This is a genomic window from Streptomyces sp. NBC_00038 (genome assembly GCF_026343635.1).
Classification (GTDB): domain Bacteria; phylum Actinomycetota; class Actinomycetes; order Streptomycetales; family Streptomycetaceae; genus Streptomyces.
On record NZ_JAPELQ010000001.1, the window covers coordinates 2,264,521 to 2,290,110 of the forward strand.

Sequence of the window (25,590 nt, forward strand, 5' to 3'; positions counted from 1 at the left end):
ATGGACTTCGCATTCGACGCCCGCACCGAGGAACTGCGCGGGAAGCTGCTCGCCTTCATGGACGAGTACGTCTATCCGGCGGAGGCCGTCGCGGAGGAGCAGCGCGCTCGGCTGGCCTCGCCGTGGGACACCCCGGCCGTGGTCGGGGAGTTGAAGGCCGAGGCCCGCAGGCAGGGACTGTGGAACCTCTTCCTCCCCGACTCCGAGTACGGCGCCGGCCTCACCAACCTCCAGTACGCGCCGCTCGCCGAAATCACCGGCCGCAGCCCGCACTTGGCGCCCACCGCGCTGAACTGCGCCGCGCCCGACACCGGCAACATGGAGGTGCTCACCCAGTTCGGCGACGAGCAGCAGAAAAAGCAGTGGCTGGAGCCGCTGCTCGCCGGTGAGATCCGCTCCGCGTTCGCGATGACCGAGCCCGAGGTGGCCTCGTCCGATGCCACGAACATCACCACGCGCATCGAGCGGTCCTCCGACGGCTCCGACGAGTACGTCATCACGGGCCGCAAGTGGTACATCTCCGGGGCGATGAACCCGGACTGCAAGATCTTCATCGTGATGGGCAAGACGGACCCGGAGGGGTCCGACATCCGCCGCCAGCAGTCCATGGTGCTCGTGCCGCGCGACACCCCCGGTGTCGAGGTCCGGCGCGCCATGCAGGTGTACGGCTACGAGGACCACTCCCACGGCGGGCACGCCGAGGTCGTCTTCCATCAGGCCCGGGTCCCCGTGACCAACCTGGTCGGCGAGGAGGGCGGCGGCTTCGCCATCGCCCAGGCCCGGCTCGGCCCCGGCCGTATCCACCACTGCATGCGGCTGATCGGGATGGCCGAGCGGGCGATCGAGCTGATGTGCCGGCGGGCCGTGTCCCGTACGGCCTTCGGCAAGCCGCTGGCCCAGCAGGGCGTGGTCCAGAACTGGATCGCGGATGCCCGTGTCTCCGTGGAGCAACTGCGCCTGCTGGTCCTGAAGACCGCCTGGATGATGGACACCGTCGGCAACAAGGGCGCCCACACCGAGATCCAGGCCATCAAGATCGCCACTCCGCGCACGGTCGTCGACATCCTCGACAAGGCGGTTCAGCTGCACGGCGCGGGCGGCGTCAGCCAGGACTTCCCGCTGGCCGAACTGTGGGCGAGCGCACGGACGTTGAAGCTGGCGGACGGACCGGACGAGGTGCATCAGCGGTCGCTGGCCCACCGGGAGATCAAGAAGTACGTGTGACGCCGAGGCAGGCGTGCGGTGAGCGCCTGCGACACGAGGGCCGGTGAGGGCCGACACGCCCTCACCGGCCCTCTCCCCCGAGCGGTGTCGGTCAGTTGCGGGTGGTCGCCGAGAGCGTCCACCCCTGGCGGCACTTCAGTCCGAACGTGCCCTTGTCGCAGCCCTCGACCTTGAAGCTGTAGGTCCCAGAGGTGTGCTTCTGGACCCACATCCCGCCGGAGGTGCCGCCGCGCAGAGTGACCTGCGTGCCGCCCGCGTCGGCGGCGCTGGTGTAGCGGACCAGGAACACGTCGTAGTGGTACGGGTCGGTGGGGCCCCAGTTGAAGTACGCGTAGCCGTTGCGCTCCCAGGCGGCCACCACCATCTCCTGGCCCTGACGGGGCGAGAAGGTCACGTTCCCGCTGTCGAAGTACTGCCGCTTGCCGAGCTTCGTCCCGTTCGCCGACTTGACGGTCAGCACGTTGGTCCGCGGACAGCCGAGCATGCCGTTCACGCCGCCCAGATCGCTCCAGCGCTCGTAGATGTAACTGTTGCTGAGCAAGTGGCCGCACGCCGACGGTGCCCCCGCCGGAGCGGCCGTCGCGGCGGGCACGGCCACCGTGCCGCCGAGAGCAAGTGCCGAGCCCATGGCGAGGCCCACCAGACGCCGGTTGACTGAAAGCATCACTGTTCTCCCCCGTTGCCGGTCCGGCGGCTCTTCCACCGGCCCGCTCCTACGAGCATCGGGCCGTGGGGGCCCGGGAGTTGAGGGGGTACCGCCGGGCGGTCGCCGGAAGTTCTCCCGGGTGGACCGGGAACCGTTCCCATGACACCCGGGCGTCCGGCCAGGACGATGGCTCACATGGAGGACGAGTACGGGCGAAGCCGGCGGCGCGCTGTCACGGCGTATGTGCTGCTGGTCCTGGCGCTGGCGCAAGTCACCGTCGGTGCGGGGGCGTTGGCGGTCGCCGGGGTGTCCGGGGCGGACCTGATCCACTACGACATGGTCATCGACCTGGCGGTCGGTCTCGCCTATCCCGTCTGCGGCACGGTGATCGCGCTGCACCGTCCGCGCAATCCCATCGGATGGCTGCTGATCGTCTACGGGCTGGGACACGCGTTCACGGGCCTGTCGACCGGCCTTGCCGTCGAAGGACTGCGGGCGGGCTGGTCCCCCGAGGCGCTGCACGTGCTCACCACGATCGGGCGGCACACCTGGATCGTCGCGAGCTCGACGGCGTTCGTGATCGTGTTCTTCCTGTTTCCCGACGGGCGGCTGCCCGGCCGCCGCTGGCGCTGGGCGCTGATCGCCCAACTGGTGGCGTCGCCCCTGGACATCGCCTACTGGTCTCGTTACGACTGGGGGCTCTACGACGGCACCCCAGCCCAGCCGTCGTACTTCCCGGTGTCACCGGACTGGTTGCCCGTCCTCCAGCGCGTGGTGACCGTCAAGGCCTGTCTCGTCCTGGTCGCCGTCATGGCCGTCATGTGGCTGCGCTACCGCCGCGGCGGGGAACAGGACCGCCGCCGGCTTCTGTGGCTGCTCGCCGGGGTACTGCCCTTGCTGCTGAGCATCATGCTGCAGGTCTTCGGCTTCCCGCCGGTCTACACGTCGTACGGCACCCTGCTACTGCCGATCGCCATCATGATCGCGGTGATCCGGCACGAGTTGCTCGACATCCGGCTCGTGGTCTCCCGGGGGCTGCTGTACGGAGCGCTCACCGTCGGGGTGGTCACCGCCTACGTAGGCCTCGTCACGTTCCTCCAGTCGCTCCTCGACCCCCATCCCGAACTGCTGGGACCCGCCCTCATCTCCGTCGTCCTCGCCGTCTCCTTCGAGCCCGCCCGCCGTCTGCTGCAGCGCACGGTCGACCGAGCCCTCTACGGAGACCGCCACGACCCGGTCCGCGCGGTCTCCCGGATCGGCGAGCGCCTGGCCGGGGGCGGCGTCGGCGCGGTGTCCGAGGCGGTGGGCGAGGGACTGCGGCTGCCGTACGCCCGTCTGGCGGCCGAGTCCGGGGAGCCGAGCGGCAGTTGGGGAACTCCGGGGAAGCTCACACATGTCGTGACGCTGGACTACGACGGCCGTCGCGTCGGTGAGCTGGTGATCGGGCTGCGGCCCGGCGAGCAGCAGGTCACGCCGGCCGATCTCGCGGTGCTGGAACTGCTCGCGGTGCCGCTGGCGGCCGCCCTGCACGCCACCGATCTGTCCCGGCAGCTCCAGCTCTCCCGGGAGCGGATCGTCGCCGCGCGGGAGGAGGAGCGTCGCCGGATCCGCCGGGATCTGCACGACGGGCTCGGGCCGACGCTCGCCGGGGCCGCCTTCCAGGCCGACGCCGTACGCAATCTGCTCGCGTTCGATCCGGAGCGGGCGGCCGGGCTGCTCGCCGAGCTGCGGGCCGAGATCGGCGGGGCGGTCGGGGAGATCCGCCGACTGGTGGACGGACTGCGTCCGCCGGACCTGGACCAGCTGGGGCTGCTCGGTGCCCTGCGCGAACGCTCGGCACGGCTGTCCTGGCGCGCGGACGGCACTCCCATCGTCATCCGGGTGCGGGCCCCCGACCTGCTGCCGCCGCTGCCCGCCGCCGTGGAGGTCGCCGCGTACCGCATCGCGACCGAGGCCCTCACCAACGCGGCCCGGCACGCCCGTGCCACCCGCGTCGACCTCCGCATCGAGATCGGCGACGGCCTGCGCCTCGAGGTCTGCGACGACGGCTCCCCGGTGGACGGGGAGACGGCATGGCGCCCCGGGGTGGGCATCACTTCGATGCAGGAGCGCGCCGCGGAACTCGGCGGCAGCTGTGTGGTGGGGCGGGGGCGGGTGGCGGCGACACTGCCGCTCGGGGAGCCGCCGTAACGGGGCGGGAACCGCACGAGCGACCTGGATTTCGTGGAACGGCTGGGGAGGCGGGCAATGGAGTCGGAGCACGCGGAGCCGGCGTGGGCGCGTGGTGGTGGCGAAGTCGAGGGTGCGCTCAGGGTCGTACTCGCCGACGATCACCCCGTCGTGCGTACGGGGCTGGCCGCGCTGTTGGAGTCGGTGCGGGACGGGACGCCCGGAGTGTCCGTCGTGGGGGTCGCCTCCGGCGGGCGGGAGGCGGTGCGGGCCGCCGTGACCCTGCGCCCGCACGTGGTCGTGATGGACATCCGGATGCCGGACATGAACGGCATCGAGGCGACCCGGGAGATCGGCCGGGTGGCGCCCGCGGTGGCGGTGCTCATGCTCACGATGGTCGAGGAGGACGACTCGGTGTTCGCGGCGATGCGCGCCGGGGCCCGCGGCTATGTGCTCAAGGGCGCCGGTCAGGACGAGATCGTCCGGGCGATCAGAGCGGTGGCCGCCGGGGAGGCGATCTTCGGTCCGGGTGTGGCGCGGCGCGTACTCGGGCAGCTCAGCCGTCCGCTGCCTCAGCCCGACCCGTGCCCTGCGCTCACCCCGCGCGAACGGGACGTGCTCACACTGATTGCCGCAGGGACGCCCAACGCGACGGTGGCGGCCCGGCTCGGACTGTCCCCGAAGACGGTCAGCAACCACATGTCGGCGGTACTGGCGAAGCTGGGCGTGGCGGACCGCACGGAGGCGGCGGCCTGGGCCCGCGAGGCGGGACTCGGGCCGACCGTGGATCCGTAGCCCCTCAGGACCTCAGCCGCACAGGCCCTCAGCTCCTCAGGGCCGCAGCGCGCGCAGCAGCAGGTCCGCCAGCTGGTCGGCGACCTGTTGCGGGGTGAGCGGGCCGTCGGGGCGGTACCACGTCGAGAGGTGGTGCACGGAGCCGAAGTGGTAGTCGACGACCAGGTCGGCGGGGGTGGCCGTGGAGAAGACGCCCTTCTTCTGGCCCTCCTCGACGAGCGCGCGGAAGCGCTCGTGGTACCGGCGGCGCTCGGCGCGTACCTGCTTGTGCTTCTCGGGGCTGAGGTGGTGCATGGAGCGGAAGAAGATCGACGCGTCGTCCAGGTTGTCGATCGTCGTGACGACCACGTCGGCCGCCGCGCCCCGCAGCCGCTCCTCGACGGGCGCGTCGGAGTCCGCGAAGGCGTCGAGGCGCTCCTGCTGGATGCGCAGCACGCGCGCGTAGACCTCGTGCAGGAGGTCGTCCTTGGAGCCGAAGTAGTGGTAGAGCGCTCCCTTGGTGACGCCCGCCGCCTCGACGATCTCCTGCACGGAGGTGCGGTCGTAGCCCTGCTCGGCGAAGAGCCGGGTGGCGGCGGCCAAGAGCCGCTGCGGGACGGGCGTACCGTCACCGTCCGTCGTCCTGGGCACTGCCGCCACCTGCCTTCCTCGATGTCCTGGCTGTCTACTGGGTCTCTTGCGACCGGGAACGCAGCTCCCGACGGAGGATCTTCCCACTCGCCGTCTTCGGCAAGTCGGGCAGGATCTCCACCTGCCGCGGATATTTGTAGGCGGCCAGTCTCTCCTTGCAGTACGCGGCGAACGCCTCGGGGACCTCATCGGCGCCCGGGCGCAGGCTGACGTACGCCTTGACGGTCTCGCCGCGGTAGCCGTCGGGTATCCCGACGACGGCCGCCTCGCGCACCGCGGGGTGCGTGTAGAGGACGTCCTCGACCTCGCGCGGCCACACCTTGAAGCCGGACGCGTTGATCATGTCCTTCTTGCGGTCGACCACGTAGAGCCAGCCCTCGGTGTCCATGAAACCGATGTCGCCGGTGCGCAGTTCGCCGTCCGGGAAGGTCTCGGCGGTGGCTTCGGGGCGGCGCCAGTAGCCGGGCACGACCTGCGGCCCCCGTACGACGATCTCGCCCTGCTCGCCGAACGGCACCTCCTGGCCCTGGTCGTCGAGGATGCGTACGACGGTGTCGGGGCCCGGCACGCCCACGGCCAGCGTCCCGGAGACCGGGTCGACGGGAGCCTCCAGGGCGGGCGGTACGGAGGCGCAGGGGGCGGTGCACTCGGTGAGTCCGTAGCCGTTGCGGATGTACGGCCCGAAGCCGGCGCGGAACTTCTCGACCAGGGCGGGCGGCAGCGGCGCGCCGCCGGAGGAGATGTTCCGGAAGGAGGCGAAGTGCTCGCGCGTGACGGCGGGGTGCGCGGCCAGCGCCATGAAGGCGGTCGACGGGCCGACGGTGTAGAGCGGCTTGTGCTCGGCGAACGCGTCGAGGACGGCACCCGCCTCGAAGCGGTAGGCGAGGACCAGCGTCCCGGCGCTGTTGAGACAGGCCACGAGCTGGCAGACCATCCCGGTGATGTGGAACAGGGGCGCCATCGCGAAGTAGACGGGCGCCTCGGGCAGGTCGAGGCCGGTCCGCTGCCGTTCGGCGTTGTACATGATGTTGCCGTGCGTGTTGGTGGCCCCCTTGGGGGCGCCGCTGGTGCCCGAGGTGTAGCTGATCAGCGCGACATCGGCCGGGCCGGGATCGCGGTCCCCGGGCGCCTTGTGGCCCTGCCGGGCGACGGCCACGAGGTCTTCGGCGTCCGATGCCTGCGGGAGCCGTTCGAAGGTCAGCACGCGCGCGTCGTTACGGGTCTGGAATTCCAACTCGCAGGCGGTGAGTGCGATGCGTACGGGCGAGTCGGCGGCCGTCTCGCGCAGATACGCGTCCCAGGCTCGGTCGGAACAGATCAGCGCCGCGACCTCGCCGTCCCGTAGGACGTGGGCGACCTCTCCCGACTTGTACATGGGGTTGACCGGCACGACGGTCGCGCCCGCCTTCCAGGCGCCGAGCAGGGCGAGCACGAAGTGCGGGGAGTTCTGCAGCAGGATCGCGACCCGGTCGCCGCGCTCCAGGCCACGGGCGGCGAGGTGCCCGGCGACGGAGTCGCTCAGCTCGTCGACCTCGCGGTAGCTCAGCCGCCCGTCGAAGTAGGCGAGGGCGGGGCGGTCCGGCACCGTCTCCACGGCCGCGCGCAGGGCGTGCACCAGGGAGTCGGCGGGGCTCACCGGTGCGCGCTGGACATCGTTGAGCAGGGCGAGCCAGGGCTGGGCGGCGTACGCGGAGACGGTCACTGGCCGGACTCCCACTTCTGCTGGATGTGGTTCATGTTCGTCAGCCAGCGGTCGGGGTCGGTGGCCCGCGCCTGGTAGTACCCGGCGACCTCGGGGTGCGGCAGGATCAGGAAGCGGTCCTCCTCGATGCCCGCGAACAGGGCGTCCGCGACGTCCTCGGGCTCGATGGCGGTGGGCTGGAGCACCAGGTCGCCCGCGCTGCCGGTGGCGGCGAGCATGTCCGTGCGCACGCCCTGCGGACAGATCGCGTGGACCTTCAGGCCGCGATGGCGGTACGTCAGCGACAGCCACTCGGCGAAGGCGTACACACCGTGCTTGGTGACGGCGTACGGCGCGGCGCCGATCATGGTGAGCAGCCCGGCCGCCGACACCGTGGAGACGAATCGGCCGCTGCCGCGTTCCAGCCAGGCCGGGAGCAGTTCATTGGCCGCGCGGACGTGCGCCATGACGTTGACGTCCCAGGCGAGCGCCCAGACCTTGTCGTCGGCGGCCTCGGTCCCGCCCGAGGCGAGGCCCGCGTTGGCGCAGTACACGTCGACCGTGCCGCCGAGGGCGTCCCGGGCCTCGGCCACGATCGCGGACGCGTCGCCCGGGACCGCGATGCCGCCGATCTCGTCGGCCACCACTTTCGCCTTGACGGCGTCCAGGTCGTTCACCACGACTCTGGCCCCCGCGGCGGCGAAGCGGCGGGCCAGCGCGGCCCCGATACCGCCCCCCGCTCCGGTGACGATCACTCCGGCATCCTGCACGGCTTCCACCATCGGTCTCCTTCGACGCGACGAGAATCGGCTCTGCTGCATCGCCAGACTAACCAGTCGGTATGTAGCGAGGGAAGGGCGCCCGCCACCCTGTGAGAAGGGCGACTGCACCCAGTCCAGGGGCGCGGGGAACGGCGCGACCGGCCACAGGCGGCCCGCAGCCTACGAACTTCCGGCGGAAGCGCCTAGCGTGCCTGTGTCAGCCTTCCGCGATCACGGAGGTCACACCATGCGCTTGTCCAGACGGACACTGCTCGCCGCCGGCACCACCGCAGCGGGCCTGGCGGCGGTTCCCTCAACCGCAGAGGCCGGCACACGGCTGCGCACCGGCTTCGAACGCCTCGCCGCAGGCGGCTACACCCCCCTCGACGGGCAACGCGTCGGCATCGTCACCAACCCCACCGGCATCACCCGCGACGTACGCCACATCGTCGACGTCATGCACGCCGACGACCGTGTGAACCTGACTGCCGTCTTCGGCCCCGAGCACGGCTTCCGCGGCACCGCGCAGGCGGGCGGCTCCGAGGGGCGTTACGACGACCCGGCGACCGGACTGCCCGTCTACGACACGTACTTGAAGAGCGGCCGGCCCCTCGCCGACATCTTCACCGCCTCCGGCGTGGACACCGTCGTCTTCGACATCCAGGACGTGGGCGCGCGCTTCTACACGTACATCTGGACGCTGTACGACTGCATGGAGGCGGCCCAGCTGGCGGGCAAGCGCTTCGTGGTGCTGGACCGGCCGAACCCGGTGACCGGACGAACGGCCCAAGGCCCCGTCCTGCACAAGGAGTTCGCGACGTTCGTCGGACGGCAGCCGATCGCGCAGTCGCACGGGATGACGGTGGCGGAGCTGGCACGGCTCTTCAACGGGGAGTTCCTGACGACACCGGTGGTACTGGAAACCGTGCTGATGTCGGGCTGGCGGCGGTCGGAGTTCTACGACGCCTCCGGTCTCCCCTGGGTACCGCCGAGCCCGAACATGCCGACGGCCGACACCGCGCTGGTGTACTCCGGGACCTGTCTCTTCGAGGGGACGAACCTGTCCGAGGGACGGGGCACGACCCGCCCCTTCGAGCTGCTCGGCGCGGAGGGCGTCGACGGGAGCTGGGCCGCAGCGGTCGGCCAACTCGAGTTGCCTGGCGTGCACTTCAGGGAGGCTTACTTCGCTCCCACCTTCTCCAAGTTCCAGGGCAAGACCATCGGCGGGGTGCAGATCCACGTGCACGACCGGGCCGCGTACGACCCCGTGCGCACCGGAATCGCCCTCCTGGTGACCGCCAAGAAGGTCTGGAGCGGCTTCGCCTGGCGCGCCGACAACTGGATCGACAAGCTGACCGGGTCCACGAGTGTCCGCACGATGATCGACGCGGGGGCGACGGCCGACGAGGTCGTGGCCGCCTGGCAGGGCGAGTTGGCGGCGTTCCGGAGCGTGCGCAAGGAGTACCTCGTGTATCGATGAAGTGTGCCCAGTGCCCGGCGTATGGCCAACCTCAGCCGCCCGCAGGACGATGCGCCCACATCGCACCGCCTACGGGGGCCGAAGGGGGCTTCGTCATGACCGATCCGGAAATGAGTGTGACTCCGTACTGGGAACTGACCTTCGACGCGGACGGAGACGTGGACGCCCGGCAACGGGACCGGCTGGTCAAGGAGTTGGCGCAGCGCAAGGTCGGCGACCTGATCGTCTTCTCGCACGGCTGGAACACCGACCGCTCCGGCGCGACCCGCCTCTACAGCCGCTTCTTCGAACCCGTCCCGGCGCTCGTGCCGAAGGCCCGCCTGGGGTACGTGGGTGTGCTGTGGCCCTCGATGCGGTTCTCGGACGAGCCGATCCCCGACCTGCCTCCGTCGGTGGCCGCCGAAGTCCCCGCGACCGCGCGGCCGATGCTCGACAAGGGCACCCGGCACTCCCTTCTCGAGGTGTTCCCCGGCCGGGCGACGATCGTCGAGCAGATCGCCCGGCTCCTGGACCAACAGCCGGACGAGGAAGCCTCGTTGGAGGAGTTCGGCCGTCTCGTACGGCTGCTCGTCGAGGTCCGGCCAGGGGGGCCGCAGGCCTCCTTCGCCGCGGACACGCTGACGGAGGGGGAACCGGCGGGCGACCCCCTGATGCTCTTCGGGGACACGGCGACGGTCTGCGGCGAGTTCGCGCAGGCACTGGCCGAGCTCGAGGGCCCCGGCGGCGCTTCGTTCGCCATGCCGCGCCTGTGGGACGGCGCGCACGAACTGCTGCGCCAGGCCACCTACTACGCGATGAAGCGACGGGCCGGCACGGTCGGTGAGCGCGGCCTCGGTCCCGTGATCGGACGACTCGCCAAGGCCTCACCTGAGGTGCGCGTCCATCTCGTCGGGCACAGTTTCGGCGGGCGGCTGGTCTCCTTCGCCCTGCGCGGACTGCCCGAGGGCGTGCGCGCGGTGAAGTCCGTGACACTGCTCCAAGGAGCCTTCTCGCACTATGCGTTCGCGGCGCGACTGCCGCACGACCCGCGAGCCAGCGGTGCGCTGAACGGCCGACAGAACCGCATCGACGGCCCTCTGGTGTGCTGTTACTCCCGCTTCGACTCGGCACTCGGGACGATCTATCCGCTGGCCTCCCGGATGGCGAACGACTCCCGGACGGTCACGGCGGACTTCGGGATCGGCATCGGCCGCAAGCTGGGCCCCGAGTGGGGCGCGATGGGGCACGACGGGGTGCAGGCGGTGGCGGGCACCCGCGCCTTCACACTGGCCGAGGCCCTGAAGGCGAAGCTGCCCGCCACCGGATGCGTGAACATCGACGCCGCCTCGGTGGTGAAACGCGGCGGGTCCCCGTCCGGAGCCCACAGCGACATCTGTCACCGGGAACTGGCGCAGGTGATGCTGGCTGCGGGGCGCGTGCGGTGACCTTGCCGGTCAACGGACGTGGACCAACGGGCGTGGACCAACAGTCGTAGGCCAACGCTTGTTGACCATCCGCGTCAGCCAACACCCGTTGGCACAACACTCGTTGGCCAACGGGCGTAGACGAAACACCTGTTGCCCAACGAACGTAGACAAACGCCCGTTGGCCAACAGCCGTAGGTACTGCCCCGTCACCGGTGCGAAGTGAACTCCACCACCTGCTGGTAGGTCGGACGGTTCTGCCAGCTGATGCTGTAGTGCTTGATGCCGCCGAGCGTCCGCTGGACGATCGAGTCGGCGCACCACTGATCGCCCGCCGAGCACTGGGCGTCACCGGGGTAGACCTGGGCCGCGGTCTTGCCGGCCGCGGTCTTGAGGGTGCTGATCAGGATGTCCCGGCAGCCGCCGAGGGTGCCGCCGCCGCAGTACTTCTGCGCCAGCGGGCCCTGCACGGACTCACCGAGCACCGACCGGATGTCCTTGTCGACATAGCTCCACCACCCGTACTGGAAGGAACTTCCCGCGTGCGAGCCGGTCGGACCGTGCCCGGCCGACGGCGCCTCGTCGATGGGGAGGCTGGTGGTGATCGCGGTGTACAGGTCGGTGCCGAGACCCGGTTCGAACTCGGCCTTCACCAGCAGCGGCCACCACGCGTCCAGGATGCGGATCGCGTCGGCGTTGGCGTAGGTCTTCGAGCCGAACGAGGTCTCCGTGCGTTTGGACCCGGCCGTCACCCAGGCGGACAGCTTGCTCACCGCCGCCGCGGCCGCGGTATCGGTGACTGGTTGGCTGTTGACGACCTTGAGCAGGTCCGGGAGCACGTCCTCGGCCCGTAGATCGGCGACCGCCGCGTCGGCCATCGCCTTCGTGAGCGAGGCTCTGGTCACACCACCCGCGGTCACGAGTTTCTTCACCCGGTCGTCGATGAGGTTGCCGCGATGGACGGAACCGTTGCCCCAGGGAGCCGTCGCGTAGTCCTGGGCCACCTTGTTGTTCCAGGAGATGTAGTAGTCCTGGTCGATGTCGTTCGGGTGCGCGGACGCCGGGGTGTAGGTGGCGGTGTTCGTGGCCGGATTCCAGCCCTGCCACTCGTAGGCGGCCTGCGCCCACACCGGGAACTCGGCGTCGACGCCGGAGGCGCGCACCGGGTTGTTGCCGCTGTTGTAGTACGCGGTGTGCGACGAGTCCGCGTAGAACCAGTTGAAGGTGTAGTTGATGTGCTGCGTCGCGGCCTGGAAGGTCTCCGGGCTCTTGACGTAGTCGGGGTCGTTGAGCATCTGGAAGCCGATGATCGAGTCGGCTTCGTGCATGTAGGAGGAGCGCAGGCTGGTGTAGGCGACCTTCTTGCCGTCGACCGTCGCACGATGGGTCACCGGGCCGTACTTGGTCCGGTAGACCTGCATGCGGTACGAGCCCGCCGCGGTGCCGTCGGCGGTGGTGGGCACCCAGGAGTTGGTCTGCTCGATCTTCTCCATGGCCGTGCAGGTGCCGTGGTAGAGGTAGTGGTAGTCGTCCTGGCACAGCTCGACGGCGTACGTGTCGATGATGTCCTGGCCGGAGGTGGTCGCGCTCCAGGAGTAGTCCTGGCCGCGACCGAGTTCGACGTACATGCTCAGCCCCGCGAAGGAGGCGCCGCGGGCGCTGATTCCCGGGCCCTGGATCTCCTGGAGCATCAGGAGCTGGGGCGCGAAGTAGCCGGTCTGGGGACCGAAGACGGCGATCGGGTGGCCACTCGCGGTGTGATCACCGCTCACCACGAGGGCGTTGGACATGCCGCGTTTGGCCGAGGTGAGGGCAGTGGCGGCCGCCGCGGTCGAGGTGGCGGTGGCCGTCGTGGTGGCGGCGCTGCCGGTGCGGTCGTAGACGAGCTGCTCCTCGGCGACCGTGCCGGCGGTGGGCAGTGCCTGGCCCTGTGCGACCGCGGGCTTCGTCGCGTACGGGAAGCTCTGGCCGTCATGGAGGGTGAGGGCGGCTTCCGGGTCGTTGCGCTCGCGGAAGGACTCCCACACCTTGGTGCCCTCGGTCACTCCGTACTGGGACTGGGCGGCGAGGAGTGAGATCGCGTTGCTGACCTCGCCGCCTCCTCCGGAGCCGAAGAGCGCGCCGATGACGGAGGCCAGCGCGACCAGGTCGGTGAGCTTGAAGTGCTCGATGGTTCCGGCGTTGGTGATGGAGTCCTTGTGGCCGGTCAGGACGTACTCGCCGGGGAAGTAGCGGCCGCTGTCGGAGGCGTCGATGTAGGCGTTGATGCCGGCGACGTAGGCGGTGACGTCGGCGAGGGCCTGCTGGCCGCGGGCGCCGTTGTTGGCGGTGGCGCTGTCGATCTGGGCCTGCAGATCGGCCTCGGTGTACGGCGCGCTGCGCCAGAACTGCTGCTCAAGGCCCTGGTTGGAGGGGTCACCGCCCGCGAAGGGGGTCAGCTTGCCGCGTCCGACGTGCCGGAAGACGTCCATCAGCCACAGCCGGTCCTGGGCGGCGGCGTATCCGGCGCCGAACTCGGTGCCGTAGCGGGTGGTGCCGGTGATGTGCGGGACGCCGGTCTTCTTGTCGCGGACGATCGTGACGTCGGTGCGCCCGGCGGGGTTCGTGGTCGACTCGACCTGGTCGGCGGCGACTCCGAACGAGGCGTCGTTGAAGAAGGTGTTGATCTTGGCGTCGGTGAGTCCGGAGTAGCCCGAGGCCAGGTTCGCGTAGGGGCCGAGCTGGTCCTCGGCGTGAGCGGGCTGGGAGCCGAAGACCTGGTTGAGCAGGATCTGCGCGAGGGTCGCGTTGCCGTTCTCACCGGGCGGCAGGATGTCGGAGCACTGAGCGCCGCAGTAGTCGTTGGCGGCGGCCGCCGTGACCGCCGTCCCCGCGGCAGACGCTTGGGTAAGGGGAGACAAAAGACCGGCAATGAGAAGGCATACGGATGCTGCCTTCAGGAACTTGGGCAATCTGCGGGGAGTTCTCAGTCTGTCCAGGATGGTGCGTGGGATGCGCCGTGTCATGGCAGCTCCTCGCGACGGGGGTGGGCCGGACGTTACCGCCGGTATCCCCGCGTTTGAAGGTGAACATGCGTCACTTTTTGGGATTGGGGTGTCCGTTGGGAGCTCCCCGCCTCACGGCGCGCCGCCCGTCGCGGCATTGGACAGACGGACAACAGGCAGCTCACAGGGTTCAGGGGTAGGCCATGAGGGGTTCGGCAGATGGCTTATGGGTGGTCATCGGAAATCGGATGGAGCCGAATCGCTTGTCGATACGTCTATTCGGCGAAGTCCGTACAACGACGACGCCGAAGTGACCGAAGTACAGGTGCAGGTGTGACGGAGGTGCAGGGCGATGGCCGGTTTCCGGAGTCTGGCGAGACAGGTGCGAGATCCGAGGAGTGATCTGGCACTGCGGCGCTACTCACTGCGCAAGTGCCTTGAGAGGTTCGCCCCTTACGGGCATCGGGCGACCTGGGACCATCTGAGTTCGCGGGCCGGTTTCGGCCCCGAGGACCGCTCCCCCGATCCAGCGCGGCTCGTGGCCGCACTGGACGAACTGGAGGAAGCCCGCTCCGTCTGGCTCGCCTATGAGGCCGGGTTCGCGGAGCGGCGCAAGAAAGAGAAGCACGACGGGCTGCGCAGGCCGGGCACCGTGGACGACTGGCACCGGCTGACCTGGGGCGGTTTCGGCGTCGCGTGGTGCGACGACCCGCGGGTCCACCCCCATGAACCACTGGCCGAGGTACTGCGCCGGCTGATCGCCGCACTGGAACGCGAGCCGGGTGCGGTGTGCCCGGTGTGCGCGGGCGGGCGCCTCGACTGGAAGTACGACCTGGCACACGAACCGTCGTCGGGTCCTGTCTGCACGCGCTGCGGAATAGTGGTGCCGCGGCCTGTTCTCACCCCGGAGGCGCTGGCGGAGGCCCGGCGCGGACAGCTGCTGCTCGCATCGGCGTGAGTGTTCGGCCGGATCGGCCGGCCGGGAACTGCGGGTGAGCCGTCCGCCGCGGGTTGTTCGTGGCCGGGCGCGCAGTTCCCCGCGCCGGAGTTGTCAGTGGCGGGTGCCACTATCGAGGGCATGGTGCAGGTCTGTGTGAACGGAACCCGGGGAGCCGGTGACGGCGCCTTCGTGCCGTTGTCGCCCGGGGACATGGCCGAGTCCGCGGCCGGAGCGTCGGACATCCATGTCCACCCCAAGTCTCCCTGCGGGGACGACACCTTGTCGCCGAAGGCGCTCACTCCGACGCTGGAAGCAATACGGGCACGGGTGCGCGTCCCGGTCGGCGTGACCACCGGCGCCTGGGCCGAGCCGGACCCCGCGGCCCGCCTGGAGCGCGTCCGCTCCTGGACCGTCCTGCCCGACCACGCCTCGGTCAACTGGCACGAGCCGGGCGCCGAGGAACTCGCGGCGGCGCTCCTGGACCGCGGAATCGGCGTGGAGGCGGGCATCTGGTCCGGCACGGAGGGCGCCGCGCGGTTCGCGACGTCACCTCTCGGACCACGGGTGCTGCGCGTCCTCGCCGAGGTGATGGACACCTCGCCCGACACCGCGGAGAAGTCTGCCCACGCACTGCTCTCCGACCTGGGCACCGCCCACGGCCGCCCCGTCCTGCTGCACGGCATGGACGGCGGCACCTGGCCGGTGCTGCGACTCGCGGGGCGACTGGGGCTCGCCACCCGGATCGGCCTGGAGGACACGTTGCTGCTGCCGGATGGTGAACTGGCCATGTCCAACGGTCAGTTGGTCGCCCATGGCCTCGTTCAGTATCAGCACGGGCAGGCTCGGCGCTCGTCGTAGGGCAGGCCAACGCGGCCGAAGATCCCGACGCTACCAGCCGCAAATCCGCTCGCTCCAGCCCTTTCCCGTCCGGACAGTTGGGGGCGATGAAACACAGCTGAGGAACCCGAGGAGTCCCCGATGTCGACGCTGCGCGTCACCGCCGAAGTGCTGACCATCCATGAGCATCCCAACGCCGACGCCCTCGAACTGGCCCAGGTGGGCCTGTACCGGGCCGTCGTCGCCAAGGGCGCCTACCGCACCGGCGAGCGGGCCGTCTACATCCCGGAGCAGTCCGTGCTCCCGGCCGGGCTCATCGAAGAGCTGGGCCTGACCGGGCGGCTCGCGGGGAGCAGGTCGGACCGGGTCAAGGCCGTACGGCTGCGCGGTGAGCTGTCGCAGGGCATCGTCTGCCGCCCGCAGGCGCTGGCGGAGGTCGACCTGACGAAGGCCGCCGAGGACGGGACCGACTTCGCGGAGGCCCTAGGCATCGTCAAGTGGGTGCCGCCGATCCCGCCCACGATGAACGGCGACGTCGAGTCCGCGACCGATCTGCTTCCCTGGGTCGACATCGAGAACATCCAGCGGTACCCGGACATCTTCGCGCCGGGCGAGCCGGTCGTCCTGACCGAGAAGCTGCACGGTTCTGCCTGCCTGCTGACGTACCTCGCCGACGAGGGCCGCGTCCATGTCTCCTCCAAGGGCTTCGGCGCCAAGTCCCTCGCCCTGAAGGAGGATCCACGCAATCTGTACTGGCGAGCCGTGCACGGCCATGGCGTTCCGGAAGCCGCCGCCCGGCTCGCCGAACGGCTCGGCGCGCGCCGGGTCGGCATCTTCGGCGAGGTGTACGGAGCCGGCGTACAGGACCTGACGTACGGCGCCGACGGCCGCCGCGAGACGCTCGGTTACGCCGTGTTCGACGTGTCCGCGGAGATCGACGGCGAGATCCGCTGGCTGGACGCGGCGGCGCTCCTCGACGGCGAACTGCCGCTGGTTCCAAGGCTGTACGAGGGTCCGTACGACATCGACCGCGTCCTGGAGATCGCCTCGGGCCGGGAGACCGTCTCCGGGCGCGAACTGCATCTGCGCGAGGGTGTCGTCGTACGTCCTGCCGCCGAGCGGTACAGCCCGGTGACGGGTGGCCGGGCCATCGCGAAGGCGGTCAGCCCGGCGTATCTGACACGGAAGGGCGGCACGGAGTACGAGTAGGCGGAGTACGAGCAGACCTACGGGTCGGATGTACGGAGCCCGCCGTTCAGCGGCAGTCCTCGGGCTCCTTCTGCGGCGCGGCGGGAGGAGTGGCGCGCTTGTCCGGTCCGGTGGCCGGGCGGGCGCGTTCCGCCATGAGGCGGGAGCCTGTCAGGCGCTCGCCGAAGACATCGTCCGGGTTGGAGAGCACGCAGGTCTCCAGGGACAGGCAGCCGCAGCCGATGCAGTCCGTCAGATGGTCCCGCAGGCGGCTCAACTGCTTGATGCGGTCGTCGAGTTCGGAGCGCCAGGCCTCCGAGAGGCGGGCCCAGTCCTCCTTGGTCGGGGTGCGCTCCTCGGGGAGTTCGGCGAGCGCCTCGCGGATGGTGGCGAGCGGGATGCCGACGCGTTGCGCGGCGCGCACGAAGGCGACGCGGCGCAGTGCGTCGCGGTGGTAGCGGCGCTGGTTCCCGGTGGTCCGGCGGCTGTTGATGAGGCCCTTGGACTCGTAGAAGTGCAGGGCGGAGACTGCGGCGCCGCTGCGCGCCGACAGCTGGCCGACGGTCAGCTCGTGGATCTTCTCAGGGATCTGGGGCACCCCTCCAACCCTACCCACCTCGCCACCCGTCCGGTCCGTTGACAACCGGCCCGCACCCGACCATGCTAAGCAGTCGCTTAGACATTGACATGCGGGAGGCCAGGGACATGGCAGAGCCGAGGATCTTCAAGTCCGCCGACGAGCTGAAGTCGGGCGTGGGCGAGCAGTTGGGCCACAGCGACTGGCTGGAGATCGACCAGAAGCGGATCGATCTGTTCGCGGACGCCACGGGCGACCACCAGTGGATCCACGTGGACCCGGAGAAGGCCGCCACGGGCCCCTTCGGCACGACCATCGCGCACGGCTATCTGACGCTCTCGCTGCTCCCCGCGCTGGTGCCGCAGGTGATGCGCGTCGAGGGCATGAAGATGGGCGTCAACTACGGCACCAACAAGGTCCGCTTCCCCGCGCCCGTCCCGGTGGGTTCGCGGCTGCGCGCCACCGCCGTCCTCACGGAGGTCGCCGAGGCCGGTGGCGGTGTGCAGGTCACGGCGACGGTGACGGTCGAACGCGAGGACGGCGACAAGCCGGTGTGCGTGGCGGAGTCGGTGTCCCGCTACTACTTCTGAGACTTCCGGGCCGGCCCCACGCGGCTACGGCTTCGCCCCCACCATCCGCAGTACGAGGTCGGCGTAGAGCGCGCCGACCTCGTCCGGGGTCCGGAGCCCGTTGACGTTGAACCAGCGTGCCACGTCGATGCAGAGCGAGAGCACCGCGAGCGTGGTGCCCGGCACGTCGGGCACGTCGAACTCGCCCGCCGCGACACCGTCCTGGATGATGCCGCGCACGGAGGCATCGGTCTGTCGCCGCAGGGCCACGATCTCCGCACGCGCCTCGGGACCGAGTGCGTCGAGCTCGTACTGCACGACGCGCGCGGTGGTGTGCTGCGCGGCATGCCACCGTACGAAGGACCGCACGGCGTCCGAGAGCCGCTCGGCGGCGCTGCCGTCACCCTCCGCGGCGGTCCGCAGAATGTCGACCGCCCTGTCGTGCCCGATCCGGCTGATCCGGTGGAGCAGCTCTTCCTTGGTCTTGTAGTGGATGTACAGCGCGGCCGGGCTCATGCCCGCGCGGCCCGCGATGTCCCGGGTCGTCGTCGCGTGGTACCCGCGCTCGGCGAAGGCCTCCACGGCGGCGACGAGCAGCCGCCGGGCCGCGTCCGGGGTGACCTCGGCCCACGGCTGCGTCTCGCCGCCGGCCGTCTCCTCCGCCGTACTCATCGCTGGTTCGCCCCTTCCACTGGCAGGGTGACACCATACCCCCGAACCTGAGCGAGCGCTTAGCATGCCCGCTCAGGGCGGATCAGAGCTTCTCGAAGGGGTCGTGTTCGGCGAGCAGCTTCTCGAGTCTCGCCTGGTCGACCCGGCTGACGATCTGCCCGGCCTCCTGACGGTCCCGGATCACCTTGGCCAGGGTGAAGGCGGAGGTGACGAGGTAGAGGACGGCGATTCCCAGGAAAGAGCGCACCCAGGCGTTGGCGTCCAGCTTGAAGATGCCGATGGCGGTCGCGACCATGGCGATGGCGAAGGAGGCGACCGCCTGGCCGTAGAAGGCCGCGGTGGACTGCTGCTTGACCGGTGTCTCACTCATGGGAAACAGGATCGGCCGTGGTCCTGCGGCCCACATCCGCCCGGATACTCAGACGCGTACTCAGAACACCCCGGCCGGCATCCGGACACCGGGACCCCGTCGCCCTCGTCCGGTGCAGTGCCGTGGCCTCGATCTCAGAAGGCCGAAATCCCTGTCAGCGCCCGCCCGATGACCAGCTTCTGGATCTGACTGGTGCCCTCGTAGAGGGTCATCACGCGGGCGTCGCGCAGCAGCTTGCCCACCGGGTACTCGTCGATGTAGCCGTAGCCGCCGAAGACCTGGAGGGCGTTGTTCGCGGCCCGCACGGCGGCCTCGGAGGCGAAGAGCTTGGCCTTCGAGGACTCGGTGGCGAACGGCAGCCCGCGGTCGACGAGATCGGCGACCCGCCAGGTCAGCAGGCGCGCCGCGTCCACGTCCACGGCGATGTCGCTGAGCAGCTCCTGCACCAGCTGGTGATGGGCGATGGTCTTGCCGAACTGCTCCCGCTCGGTCGCGTACGCCACCGCCGCGTCCAGCGCCGCCTGGGCTATGCCGACACAGCCCGCGGCCACCGACATCCGCCCCTTGGCGAGCGCGGACATGGCGACGGCGAAGCCCTTGCCCTCCGGCGCGATCATCGCCGAAGCGGGGACGCGCACGTCCTCGAGGACCAGTTCCGCCGTGGCCTGCCCGCGCAGTCCGAGCTTGCCGCGGATGGTGCGGCGGGACAGTCCCGGAGTGTCGGTCGGTACGAGGAAGGCGGAGACGCCCTTGTGTCCCGGGGCGTCGGTCGACCGGGCGAAGAGGAGTACGACATCGGCCCAAGTCCCGTTCGTGATGAACATCTTGGTGCCGTTGATGACGTAGTCGTCGCCGTCGCGCGCGGCTTTCGTCGCGAGGTTGCCCGCGTCCGAGCCGGTGCCGGGCTCGGTGAGCCCGAAGCATCCGACGTACTCGCCGGAGGTCAGCCCCGGCAGCCACTGGCGTTTCTGCTCCTCGCTCCCCCAGTACGCGATCGTCTTGGCGACGAGGCCCAGCGAGACGGACACGATCCCGCGCACGGAGGAGTCGCCGCGGCCCAGCTCCTCCGTCACCAGGCAGTACGTGAGGTGGTCGCCGCCGCTGCCGCCGTACTCCTCGTCGATCGTGAGCCCGAGGAAGCCGACCTCACCCAGCTTCTTCACGATGGACCGGTCGACGTCCTCCGCGCGGTCCCACTCGATGACGTGCGGGGCGATCTCGCGGTCCACGAAGTCCTTGGCGAGCCGCCGGACGGCGGTCTGCTCCTCGCTGAGCTCCAGGTTCATGACGAGTCACCCCACTACATTTTAATTAGCACTGCTAGTTTCCAGGCGCAGCCCTACTATGTGCGCCATGGCCCGACCGCGCAAGCCCCTCCTCAGCACCGACCGCATCGTCGGCGCGGCACGTGCGCTGGTGGACGCCGAGGGACTGGCCGCCGTCTCCACGCGGCGGCTCGCGGCCGAACTGGGGGTCAGCGGGCCCTCCCTCTACAACCACTTCCCGACCAAGGACCAGATCCTGGAAGCGGTCGCCGACTCGGTCAGCGCGCAGGTCGACCTGTCGATGTTCGAGGACGGGCGTGACTGGCGTACGGCGCTGCACGACTGGGCCGTGTCCTACCGGGCGGCGCTGCGCGACCATCCGAACATCGTGCCGGTCCTTGCGCGGGGGCCCGGGCGGCGGCCTGCCGGGCTCCGGCTCGCGGATGCCGTCTTCGGCGCGATGGTCGAGGCGGGGTGGCCGCCGTCGCAGGCCACGTCCATCGGCGCGCTGATGCGCTACTTCATCATGGGCTCCGCCCTCGACTCCTTCGCCGGCGGCTTCGTCGACGACGCGGCGGCGTACGATCCCGCGGACTATCCCCACCTCGGGCAGGCCCATCTCCTCGCGGAGCACCAGGAGAAGATCGACGAGCGGGCGTTCGAGGTGGGGTTGAGGGCGTTGCTGGATGGGTTGGCGGTGCGGTTCGAGGGGCTGGGGCGGGGGGAGTGAGGGGTTTTTCGCCCCCTCCGCCCCTACCCGTCCCTTGTTCCTGGGGGCTCCGCCCCCAGACCCCCGCTTTCGGCCTGGACGGCCTCGTCCTCAAACGCCGGACGGGCTGAAAGATCTCTCCCCGGCCGGGACTGAAAGGTCTGCGGGGGAAGATTCAGCCCCTCCGGCGTTTGAGGAGCGGGGGTTTGGGGGCGGAGCCCCCAAGTGACGGGAATGGGCAGGGGCGGAGGGGGCGAAAAGACCACCACCCACCACCACCCTTCGGTGCCCGCCGAACCGTTCCCAGCGCATGCTGGACGGCATGACAAGGGCGAGGAATCCGGCAGGCCCGGGACTGGCGGCGCTGGCAGGGCTGATTGCAGATGAGACGCGGGCCTGCATTCTGCTGGCGTTGCTCGACGGCCGGGCATGGACCGCCGGCGAGCTGGCGCGGCACGCCGGAGTCGCCCCGTCCACCACCAGCGAGCACCTCGGCAAGCTGGTCGCGGGCGGCCTGCTCACCGAGGAGCGACAGGGCCGGCACCGATACGTACGGCTGGCCGACACCGGCGTCGCCCAGCTCGTCGAGGATCTCGCCGCCCAGGTCGCACCGACCGCCGACAGACGCCCCCGCACCCTGCGGGAGGCCGGCGCCGGATCCGCGATGTCCCGCGCCCGCACCTGCTACGACCACCTCGCCGGCCGCCTCGGCATCACCCTCACCGACGCCCTGACCGACCGCGGCCTCCTCCGCCAGGACACCGGCTTCGCGCTCACCGACGCCGGCCTCCGCTGGTTCGACACCGCCGGCATCGACCTGGACCGCACGGGCAGACGCCCTCTCACCCGCGCCTGCCTCGACTGGACCGAACGCCGCCCCCACCTCGCGGGCACCGCCGGCGCGGCCCTGTGCCGCCATGCGCTGGACGCGCGCTGGTGCGTACGCATCGGCTCGGAGCGAGCGGTCAAGGTCACCCCCGAAGGCGAACGGGCCTTCACCGACCTCCTCGGCATCGAGGCCACGGCGCTGCACTGAACGAGGGCGGCACCGTCCCCCCAGGCACAGCGTCCGAAATCCGCCAGACCCCGCCTCCGCGCCCACCTAGCCTCAGGAGCATGATGACCACCCCGGCCCAAGGCACCGCCCGGCGAACCGACAGACTCGCCGCGGGCGCCGCGACCGTCACCGTCGTGCTGTGGGCCTCGGCCTTCGTCTCGATCAGGAGCGCGGGTGCCTCGTACTCGCCGGGTGCGCTCGCCCTCGGAAGGCTGCTGGCGGGCGCCGTCACGCTGGGCGCCATCTGCCTCGTACGCAGGGAGGGTTGGCCACCGCGTCCGGCCTGGCGGGGCATCGCCGTATCCGGCGTGCTCTGGTTCGGCGTCTACATGGTGGCCCTCAACTGGGGCGAGCAACAGGTGGACGCCGGTACGGCCGCGCTCGTCGTGAACATCGGCCCGATCCTCATCGCCCTGCTCGGTGCCAGGCTGCTCGGCGACGCCATGCCGCCGCGCCTCCTCGCGGGGATGGCGGTGTCGTTCGCGGGGGCGGTCGCCGTGGGGCTCTCGATGTCCGGCGGGGGCGGCTCCTCGGTCCTCGGGGTCGTCCTGTGTCTGCTCGCGGCCGTCACCTACGCGGCCGGGGTCGTCGCCCAGAAGCCCGTCCTCGGCCTGGCGAGCCCGCTCCAGGCCACGACGTTCGGCTGCCTCGTCGGGGCGGTCGCATGCCTGCCGTTCGCCGGACAACTCGTCCACGAAGCGGCGGACGCGCCCGTGTCCGCGACGCTCAACATGCTTTACCTGGGCGTGTTTCCGACCGCGCTGGCGTTCACCACGTGGGCGTACGCGCTGGCCCGTACGACGGCGAGCCGGATGGGGGCGACGACGTACGCGGTGCCGGCGCTGGTGGTGCTGATGTCCTGGCTGTTCCTGGGCGAGGTCCCCGGGCTGCTGACGCTCGCGGGCGGGGTGCTGTGCCTGGCAGGGGTGGCGGTGTCCCGGTCCCGCCCGAGGGTGGCCGCGCCGGAGCCGGAGCGGGAGCCCGACCGGGCCTGAGCCCGGGCGGTTTTCGCCCCCTCCGCCCCTACCCGTCCCTTGCTCCTGGGGGCTCCGCCCCCAGACCCCCGTATCGCGCTGACGCGCTCGTCCTCAAACGCCGGACGGGCTGAAACCCCAGCCCCGGAACGAAACCGCCGCCCTCTAAAAGACCACCACCGCCCGTCCCCCCTTCCCCGCCACCATGTTCCCGAACGCCCCCGGAATCCCCTCCAGCCCGATGCGCTCCGTGACCAGTGACCCCAAGTCCAGGCGTCCCGCCCGCACATGCTCCGCCAGTACCGGCAGATCCCGCGCCGGGTCGGAGTTGCCGTACACGCAACCGGAAAGCGTCCGACCCCAGTGGAAGATCTCCAGGGCGTTGAAGGTGACCTGCTGGTCCTTGCCGCCGATGCCGACGACGGTGGTGCGGCCGCCGCGTCGGGTGGAGTCCCAGGCGGTGCGGATGGTGACGGCGCGGCCCACGCACTCGACGGCCACGTCGACGCCCTGCTTGCCGGTGAGGGCGCGGATCTCGCGGGCGGTGGTGTCGGAGGCCACGACGTAGTCGGTGGCGCCCGCGTCGCGCGCGAGCGACTCCTTGGCGGGTGAGACATCGACCGCGACGATCTTCGAGGCGCCCGCGATCCGGGCCGCCTGCAGCGCCGCGAGACCGACTCCGCCGACCCCGAACACCGCGACGGTCTCGCCCTGTCGGACCTTGGCGGAGTGGTGGACGGCACCGTATCCGGTGAGGACGGCACAGCCGAGGAGGGCGGCGTCGGTGAGGGGTACGCCGTCCGGCAGGGGGAGTACGCATCCGGCGGCCACGACGGTCTCCTCGGCGAACGCGGCGACGTTCAGGCCGGGGTGGAGATCGCTCCCGTCGGAGGTGCGCCGGGCGTAGACGTCACCCGCGCCGCTCAGCGCGTTGGCGCACAGCCACACCTCGCCCAGCGAGCAGGTGTGACAACTGCCGCAGGACGGCGCCCAGTTGAGGACGACTTCATCGCCCGGCGCGATGTGCGTGACGCCGTCCCCGACGGAGATGACGGTCCCGGCGCCCTCGTGGCCGAGGACCGCGGGGACGGGCACCCGCATGGTGCCGTCGGACAGGGAGAGGTCGGAGTGGCAGACCCCTGCGGCGGCGAGCCGCACGCGGACCTGGCCGGGACCGGGTTCCGGCAGGTCTATCTCGGCGATCTCCAGAGGGGCGCCCACGGCGGGAAGTACAGCTGCGCGAACCACGTGCGTGCTCCTGAGGCCTAGAACTGAAGGGACTTGGTCTGGAGGTACTCGGACAGCCCGTGCGAGCCCAGCTCACGCCCCACGCCCGACTGCTTGTAACCCCCGAACGGGGCCAGGGGGTTGAACCGTCCTCCGTTGATGTCGACCTGCCCGGTGTCGAGTCGCCGCGCGAAGGCGACCGCCTCCGCCTCCTCGGCCGCCCAGACGGCGCCCGCGAGCCCGTACACCGTGCCGTTGGCGATCCGGACGGCTTCCTCCTCGTCCTCGTACCGGATGATCGACAACACCGGCCCGAAGATCTCCTCCTGGGCGATCGTCATGTCCGGTGTGACGTCGGCGAAGACGGTCGGGCTGATGAAGTACCCGTGCTCGCGCGGGGATTCAAGTCCGCCCGCGACCAGTCGCGCGCCCTCGGCGACACCCTTCTCGATGTAACTCCGCACCCGGGACCGCTGCTTGGCGCTCACGACCGGGCCGATGCGATCGCCATACTTGGCCGCGGCCGCGGCGGCCAGCCCGACGGCCCCCTCGTACTGTGAGGTGTGCACCAGCATCCGGGTCCAGGCGCTGCACGTCTGACCGGAGTTGGACATCACGTTGGCGACGCCGACGTTGACGGCCTTGGCGAGGTCGGCGCTCGGCAGGATGACATTGGCGGACTTGCCGCCGAGTTCGAGGGCGACCCGCTTGACCGCCGCACCGGCCGTCCCGCCGATCCGCCTGCCGACCGCCGTGGAACCGGTGAAGGAGACCAGGTCCACGTCCGGATGTTCGGCGAGCGCCTGACCCGCGACCGGGCCGAGGCCGGTGACGAGGTTGAAGACACCCGCCGGAAGGTCCGCCTCGGCCACCGCCTCGGCGAAGAGCTGGGCGGTCAGCGGGGTGTCCTCGGCCGGCTTCAGGACCACCGTGCAGCCGGCCGCCAGCGCCGGGGCGACCTTGGCGACTATCTGGTGCAGCGGGTAGTTCCAGGGCGTGATCGCGCCGACCACTCCGACGGGTTCGTGGTAGACGGTCGAGTTGCCCACCTTCTCCTCGAAGGCGTACGTCGCCGCCAGCTCGGCGTACGAACCCGCCACCAGGACCGGCACCCCCGCGTGCACCGCCTGCGAGAACGGCAGCGGCGAGCCGAGCTCGGCCGTGACGGTCTCCGCGATCTCCTCCTTGCGTGCGACGAGCACGTCGCGGAGGGCGGCCAGCTTCGCGGCCCGCTCGGCGGGCGGGGTCGCGGCCCAGCCGGGGAAGGCGGCACGGGCGGCCCGTACGGCGTGATCGACGTCCGCGGCGGTACCCGCGGGGACCCGGCCGATCACCTGCTCGTCGACCGGGTTCACGACCTCGATCGTGTCCGCGCCGGCGGCGGGGCGCCACTCGCCGCCTATGTACATGCCGTGATGAGCCTTCATCGTGT

23 protein-coding genes are annotated in these 25,590 nt (G+C 70.6%); 12 read left to right on the forward strand and 11 right to left on the reverse strand.

What is annotated here, in order from left to right; translation table 11 throughout:
* A complete protein-coding gene (locus OG219_RS10505; protein ID WP_266825185.1) occupies positions 1-1,224 on the forward strand; it encodes an acyl-CoA dehydrogenase family protein in 1,224 nt (407 codons plus the stop codon).
* Positions 1,225-1,315: 91 nt separating this feature from the next.
* On the opposite strand, the gene OG219_RS10510 is transcribed toward OG219_RS10505, so the two are convergent.
* Positions 1,316-1,888: a hypothetical protein gene (locus OG219_RS10510; RefSeq protein WP_266825187.1), complete on the reverse strand. Its 573-nt coding sequence runs from the start codon at positions 1,886-1,888 to the stop codon at positions 1,316-1,318.
* 177 nt (positions 1,889-2,065) lie between these two features.
* On the opposite strand from OG219_RS10510, the gene OG219_RS10515 reads away from it, so the two are divergent.
* Both OG219_RS10515 and OG219_RS10520 read left to right on the forward strand, forming a co-directional pair.
* Positions 2,066-4,060, forward strand: coding sequence for a sensor histidine kinase (locus OG219_RS10515; RefSeq protein WP_266825189.1), 1,995 nt, complete (start codon positions 2,066-2,068; stop codon positions 4,058-4,060).
* Between the two features lie 57 nt (positions 4,061-4,117).
* A complete protein-coding gene (locus OG219_RS10520) occupies positions 4,118-4,834 on the forward strand; it encodes a response regulator transcription factor (protein ID WP_266825191.1) in 717 nt (238 codons plus the stop codon).
* Between the two features lie 36 nt (positions 4,835-4,870).
* On the opposite strand, the gene OG219_RS10525 is transcribed toward OG219_RS10520, so the two are convergent.
* The 3 genes from OG219_RS10525 to OG219_RS10535 are packed head-to-tail and all read right to left on the reverse strand — an operon-like array spanning position 4,871 to position 7,927.
* Positions 4,871-5,464 (reverse strand): TetR/AcrR family transcriptional regulator, encoded by a 594-nt coding sequence (locus tag OG219_RS10525; RefSeq protein ID WP_266466797.1) that lies wholly within the window; start codon positions 5,462-5,464, stop codon positions 4,871-4,873.
* Positions 5,465-5,498: 34 nt separating this feature from the next.
* Positions 5,499-7,166 carry a class I adenylate-forming enzyme family protein gene (locus OG219_RS10530; protein ID WP_266825194.1) on the reverse strand — a complete coding sequence of 556 codons (1,668 nt, stop codon included), beginning with the start codon at positions 7,164-7,166 and terminating at the stop codon, positions 5,499-5,501.
* Positions 7,163-7,927 carry an SDR family oxidoreductase gene (locus tag OG219_RS10535; RefSeq protein WP_266825196.1) on the reverse strand — a complete coding sequence of 255 codons (765 nt, stop codon included), beginning with the start codon at positions 7,925-7,927 and terminating at the stop codon, positions 7,163-7,165. Before OG219_RS10535 ends, OG219_RS10530 begins: the two co-directional genes overlap by 4 nt.
* Positions 7,928-8,153: 226 nt before the next feature.
* On the opposite strand from OG219_RS10535, the gene OG219_RS10540 reads away from it, so the two are divergent.
* Entirely contained in the window at positions 8,154-9,386 is a 1,233-nt protein-coding gene (locus OG219_RS10540) for a DUF1343 domain-containing protein (protein WP_266825198.1), read from the forward strand.
* Between the two features lie 95 nt (positions 9,387-9,481).
* Complete coding sequence (locus OG219_RS10545; protein WP_266825200.1) at positions 9,482-10,810, forward strand: serine-threonine protein kinase; 1,329 nt, start codon at positions 9,482-9,484, stop codon at positions 10,808-10,810.
* A 188-nt stretch (positions 10,811-10,998) separates the two neighbouring features.
* Here OG219_RS10545 and OG219_RS10550 read toward each other — a convergent pair whose 3' ends face one another.
* On the reverse strand, positions 10,999-13,794 hold the full coding sequence (locus OG219_RS10550; RefSeq protein WP_266825202.1) for a penicillin acylase family protein: 2,796 nt from the start codon (positions 13,792-13,794) through the stop codon (positions 10,999-11,001).
* 331 nt (positions 13,795-14,125) lie between these two features.
* Between OG219_RS10550 and OG219_RS10555 the strand changes: the two genes are divergently transcribed.
* From OG219_RS10555 to OG219_RS10565, 3 genes are all read left to right on the forward strand, one after another.
* Complete coding sequence (locus OG219_RS10555; protein WP_266825204.1) at positions 14,126-14,731, forward strand: hypothetical protein; 606 nt, start codon at positions 14,126-14,128, stop codon at positions 14,729-14,731.
* A gap of 120 nt (positions 14,732-14,851) precedes the next feature.
* Entirely contained in the window at positions 14,852-15,571 is a 720-nt protein-coding gene (locus OG219_RS10560) for a 3-keto-5-aminohexanoate cleavage protein (protein WP_266836054.1), read from the forward strand.
* A 120-nt stretch (positions 15,572-15,691) separates the two neighbouring features.
* A complete protein-coding gene (locus tag OG219_RS10565) occupies positions 15,692-16,759 on the forward strand; it encodes an RNA ligase (ATP) (RefSeq protein ID WP_266825206.1) in 1,068 nt (355 codons plus the stop codon).
* A gap of 46 nt (positions 16,760-16,805) precedes the next feature.
* Here OG219_RS10565 and soxR read toward each other — a convergent pair whose 3' ends face one another.
* On the reverse strand, positions 16,806-17,336 hold the full coding sequence (gene soxR / locus OG219_RS10570; protein ID WP_266825208.1) for a redox-sensitive transcriptional activator SoxR: 531 nt from the start codon (positions 17,334-17,336) through the stop codon (positions 16,806-16,808).
* A 107-nt stretch (positions 17,337-17,443) separates the two neighbouring features.
* On the opposite strand from soxR, the gene OG219_RS10575 reads away from it, so the two are divergent.
* Positions 17,444-17,905 (forward strand): MaoC family dehydratase, encoded by a 462-nt coding sequence (locus tag OG219_RS10575; RefSeq protein ID WP_266825210.1) that lies wholly within the window; start codon positions 17,444-17,446, stop codon positions 17,903-17,905.
* Positions 17,906-17,929: 24 nt separating this feature from the next.
* Here the strand turns inward: OG219_RS10575 and OG219_RS10580 are convergent, their stop codons facing one another.
* From OG219_RS10580 to OG219_RS10590, 3 genes are all read right to left on the reverse strand, one after another.
* Positions 17,930-18,556, reverse strand: a complete 627-nt coding sequence (locus OG219_RS10580) for a TetR/AcrR family transcriptional regulator (RefSeq protein ID WP_266825212.1) — start codon at positions 18,554-18,556, stop codon at positions 17,930-17,932.
* An 82-nt stretch (positions 18,557-18,638) separates the two neighbouring features.
* Positions 18,639-18,926, reverse strand: coding sequence for a YiaA/YiaB family inner membrane protein (locus OG219_RS10585; RefSeq protein WP_266825214.1), 288 nt, complete (start codon positions 18,924-18,926; stop codon positions 18,639-18,641).
* A 134-nt stretch (positions 18,927-19,060) separates the two neighbouring features.
* On the reverse strand, positions 19,061-20,212 hold the full coding sequence (locus OG219_RS10590; protein ID WP_266825216.1) for an acyl-CoA dehydrogenase family protein: 1,152 nt from the start codon (positions 20,210-20,212) through the stop codon (positions 19,061-19,063).
* Positions 20,213-20,279: 67 nt separating this feature from the next.
* Here OG219_RS10590 and OG219_RS10595 point away from each other — a divergent pair, with 67 nt between their 5' ends.
* The 3 genes from OG219_RS10595 to OG219_RS10605 all read left to right on the forward strand — a co-directional run bounded on the left by OG219_RS10595 (position 20,280) and on the right by OG219_RS10605 (position 22,952).
* The gene (locus OG219_RS10595; RefSeq protein WP_266825218.1) at positions 20,280-20,921 is read left to right on the forward strand and encodes a TetR/AcrR family transcriptional regulator; all 642 of its coding nucleotides are present in this window, start codon (positions 20,280-20,282) and stop codon (positions 20,919-20,921) included.
* A 289-nt stretch (positions 20,922-21,210) separates the two neighbouring features.
* On the forward strand, positions 21,211-21,936 hold the full coding sequence (locus tag OG219_RS10600) for a helix-turn-helix transcriptional regulator (protein ID WP_266825219.1): 726 nt from the start codon (positions 21,211-21,213) through the stop codon (positions 21,934-21,936).
* Positions 21,937-22,019: 83 nt separating this feature from the next.
* A complete protein-coding gene (locus tag OG219_RS10605) occupies positions 22,020-22,952 on the forward strand; it encodes a DMT family transporter (protein WP_266836055.1) in 933 nt (310 codons plus the stop codon).
* A 144-nt stretch (positions 22,953-23,096) separates the two neighbouring features.
* Here the strand turns inward: OG219_RS10605 and OG219_RS10610 are convergent, their stop codons facing one another.
* Together OG219_RS10610 and OG219_RS10615 are read right to left on the reverse strand one after the other, a co-directional pair.
* Positions 23,097-24,179, reverse strand: coding sequence for a Zn-dependent alcohol dehydrogenase (locus OG219_RS10610; RefSeq protein WP_266825221.1), 1,083 nt, complete (start codon positions 24,177-24,179; stop codon positions 23,097-23,099).
* 17 nt (positions 24,180-24,196) lie between these two features.
* Positions 24,197-25,585, reverse strand: a complete 1,389-nt coding sequence (locus OG219_RS10615; RefSeq protein WP_266825223.1) for an aldehyde dehydrogenase family protein — start codon at positions 25,583-25,585, stop codon at positions 24,197-24,199.
* Positions 25,586-25,590 lie beyond the last annotated feature (5 nt).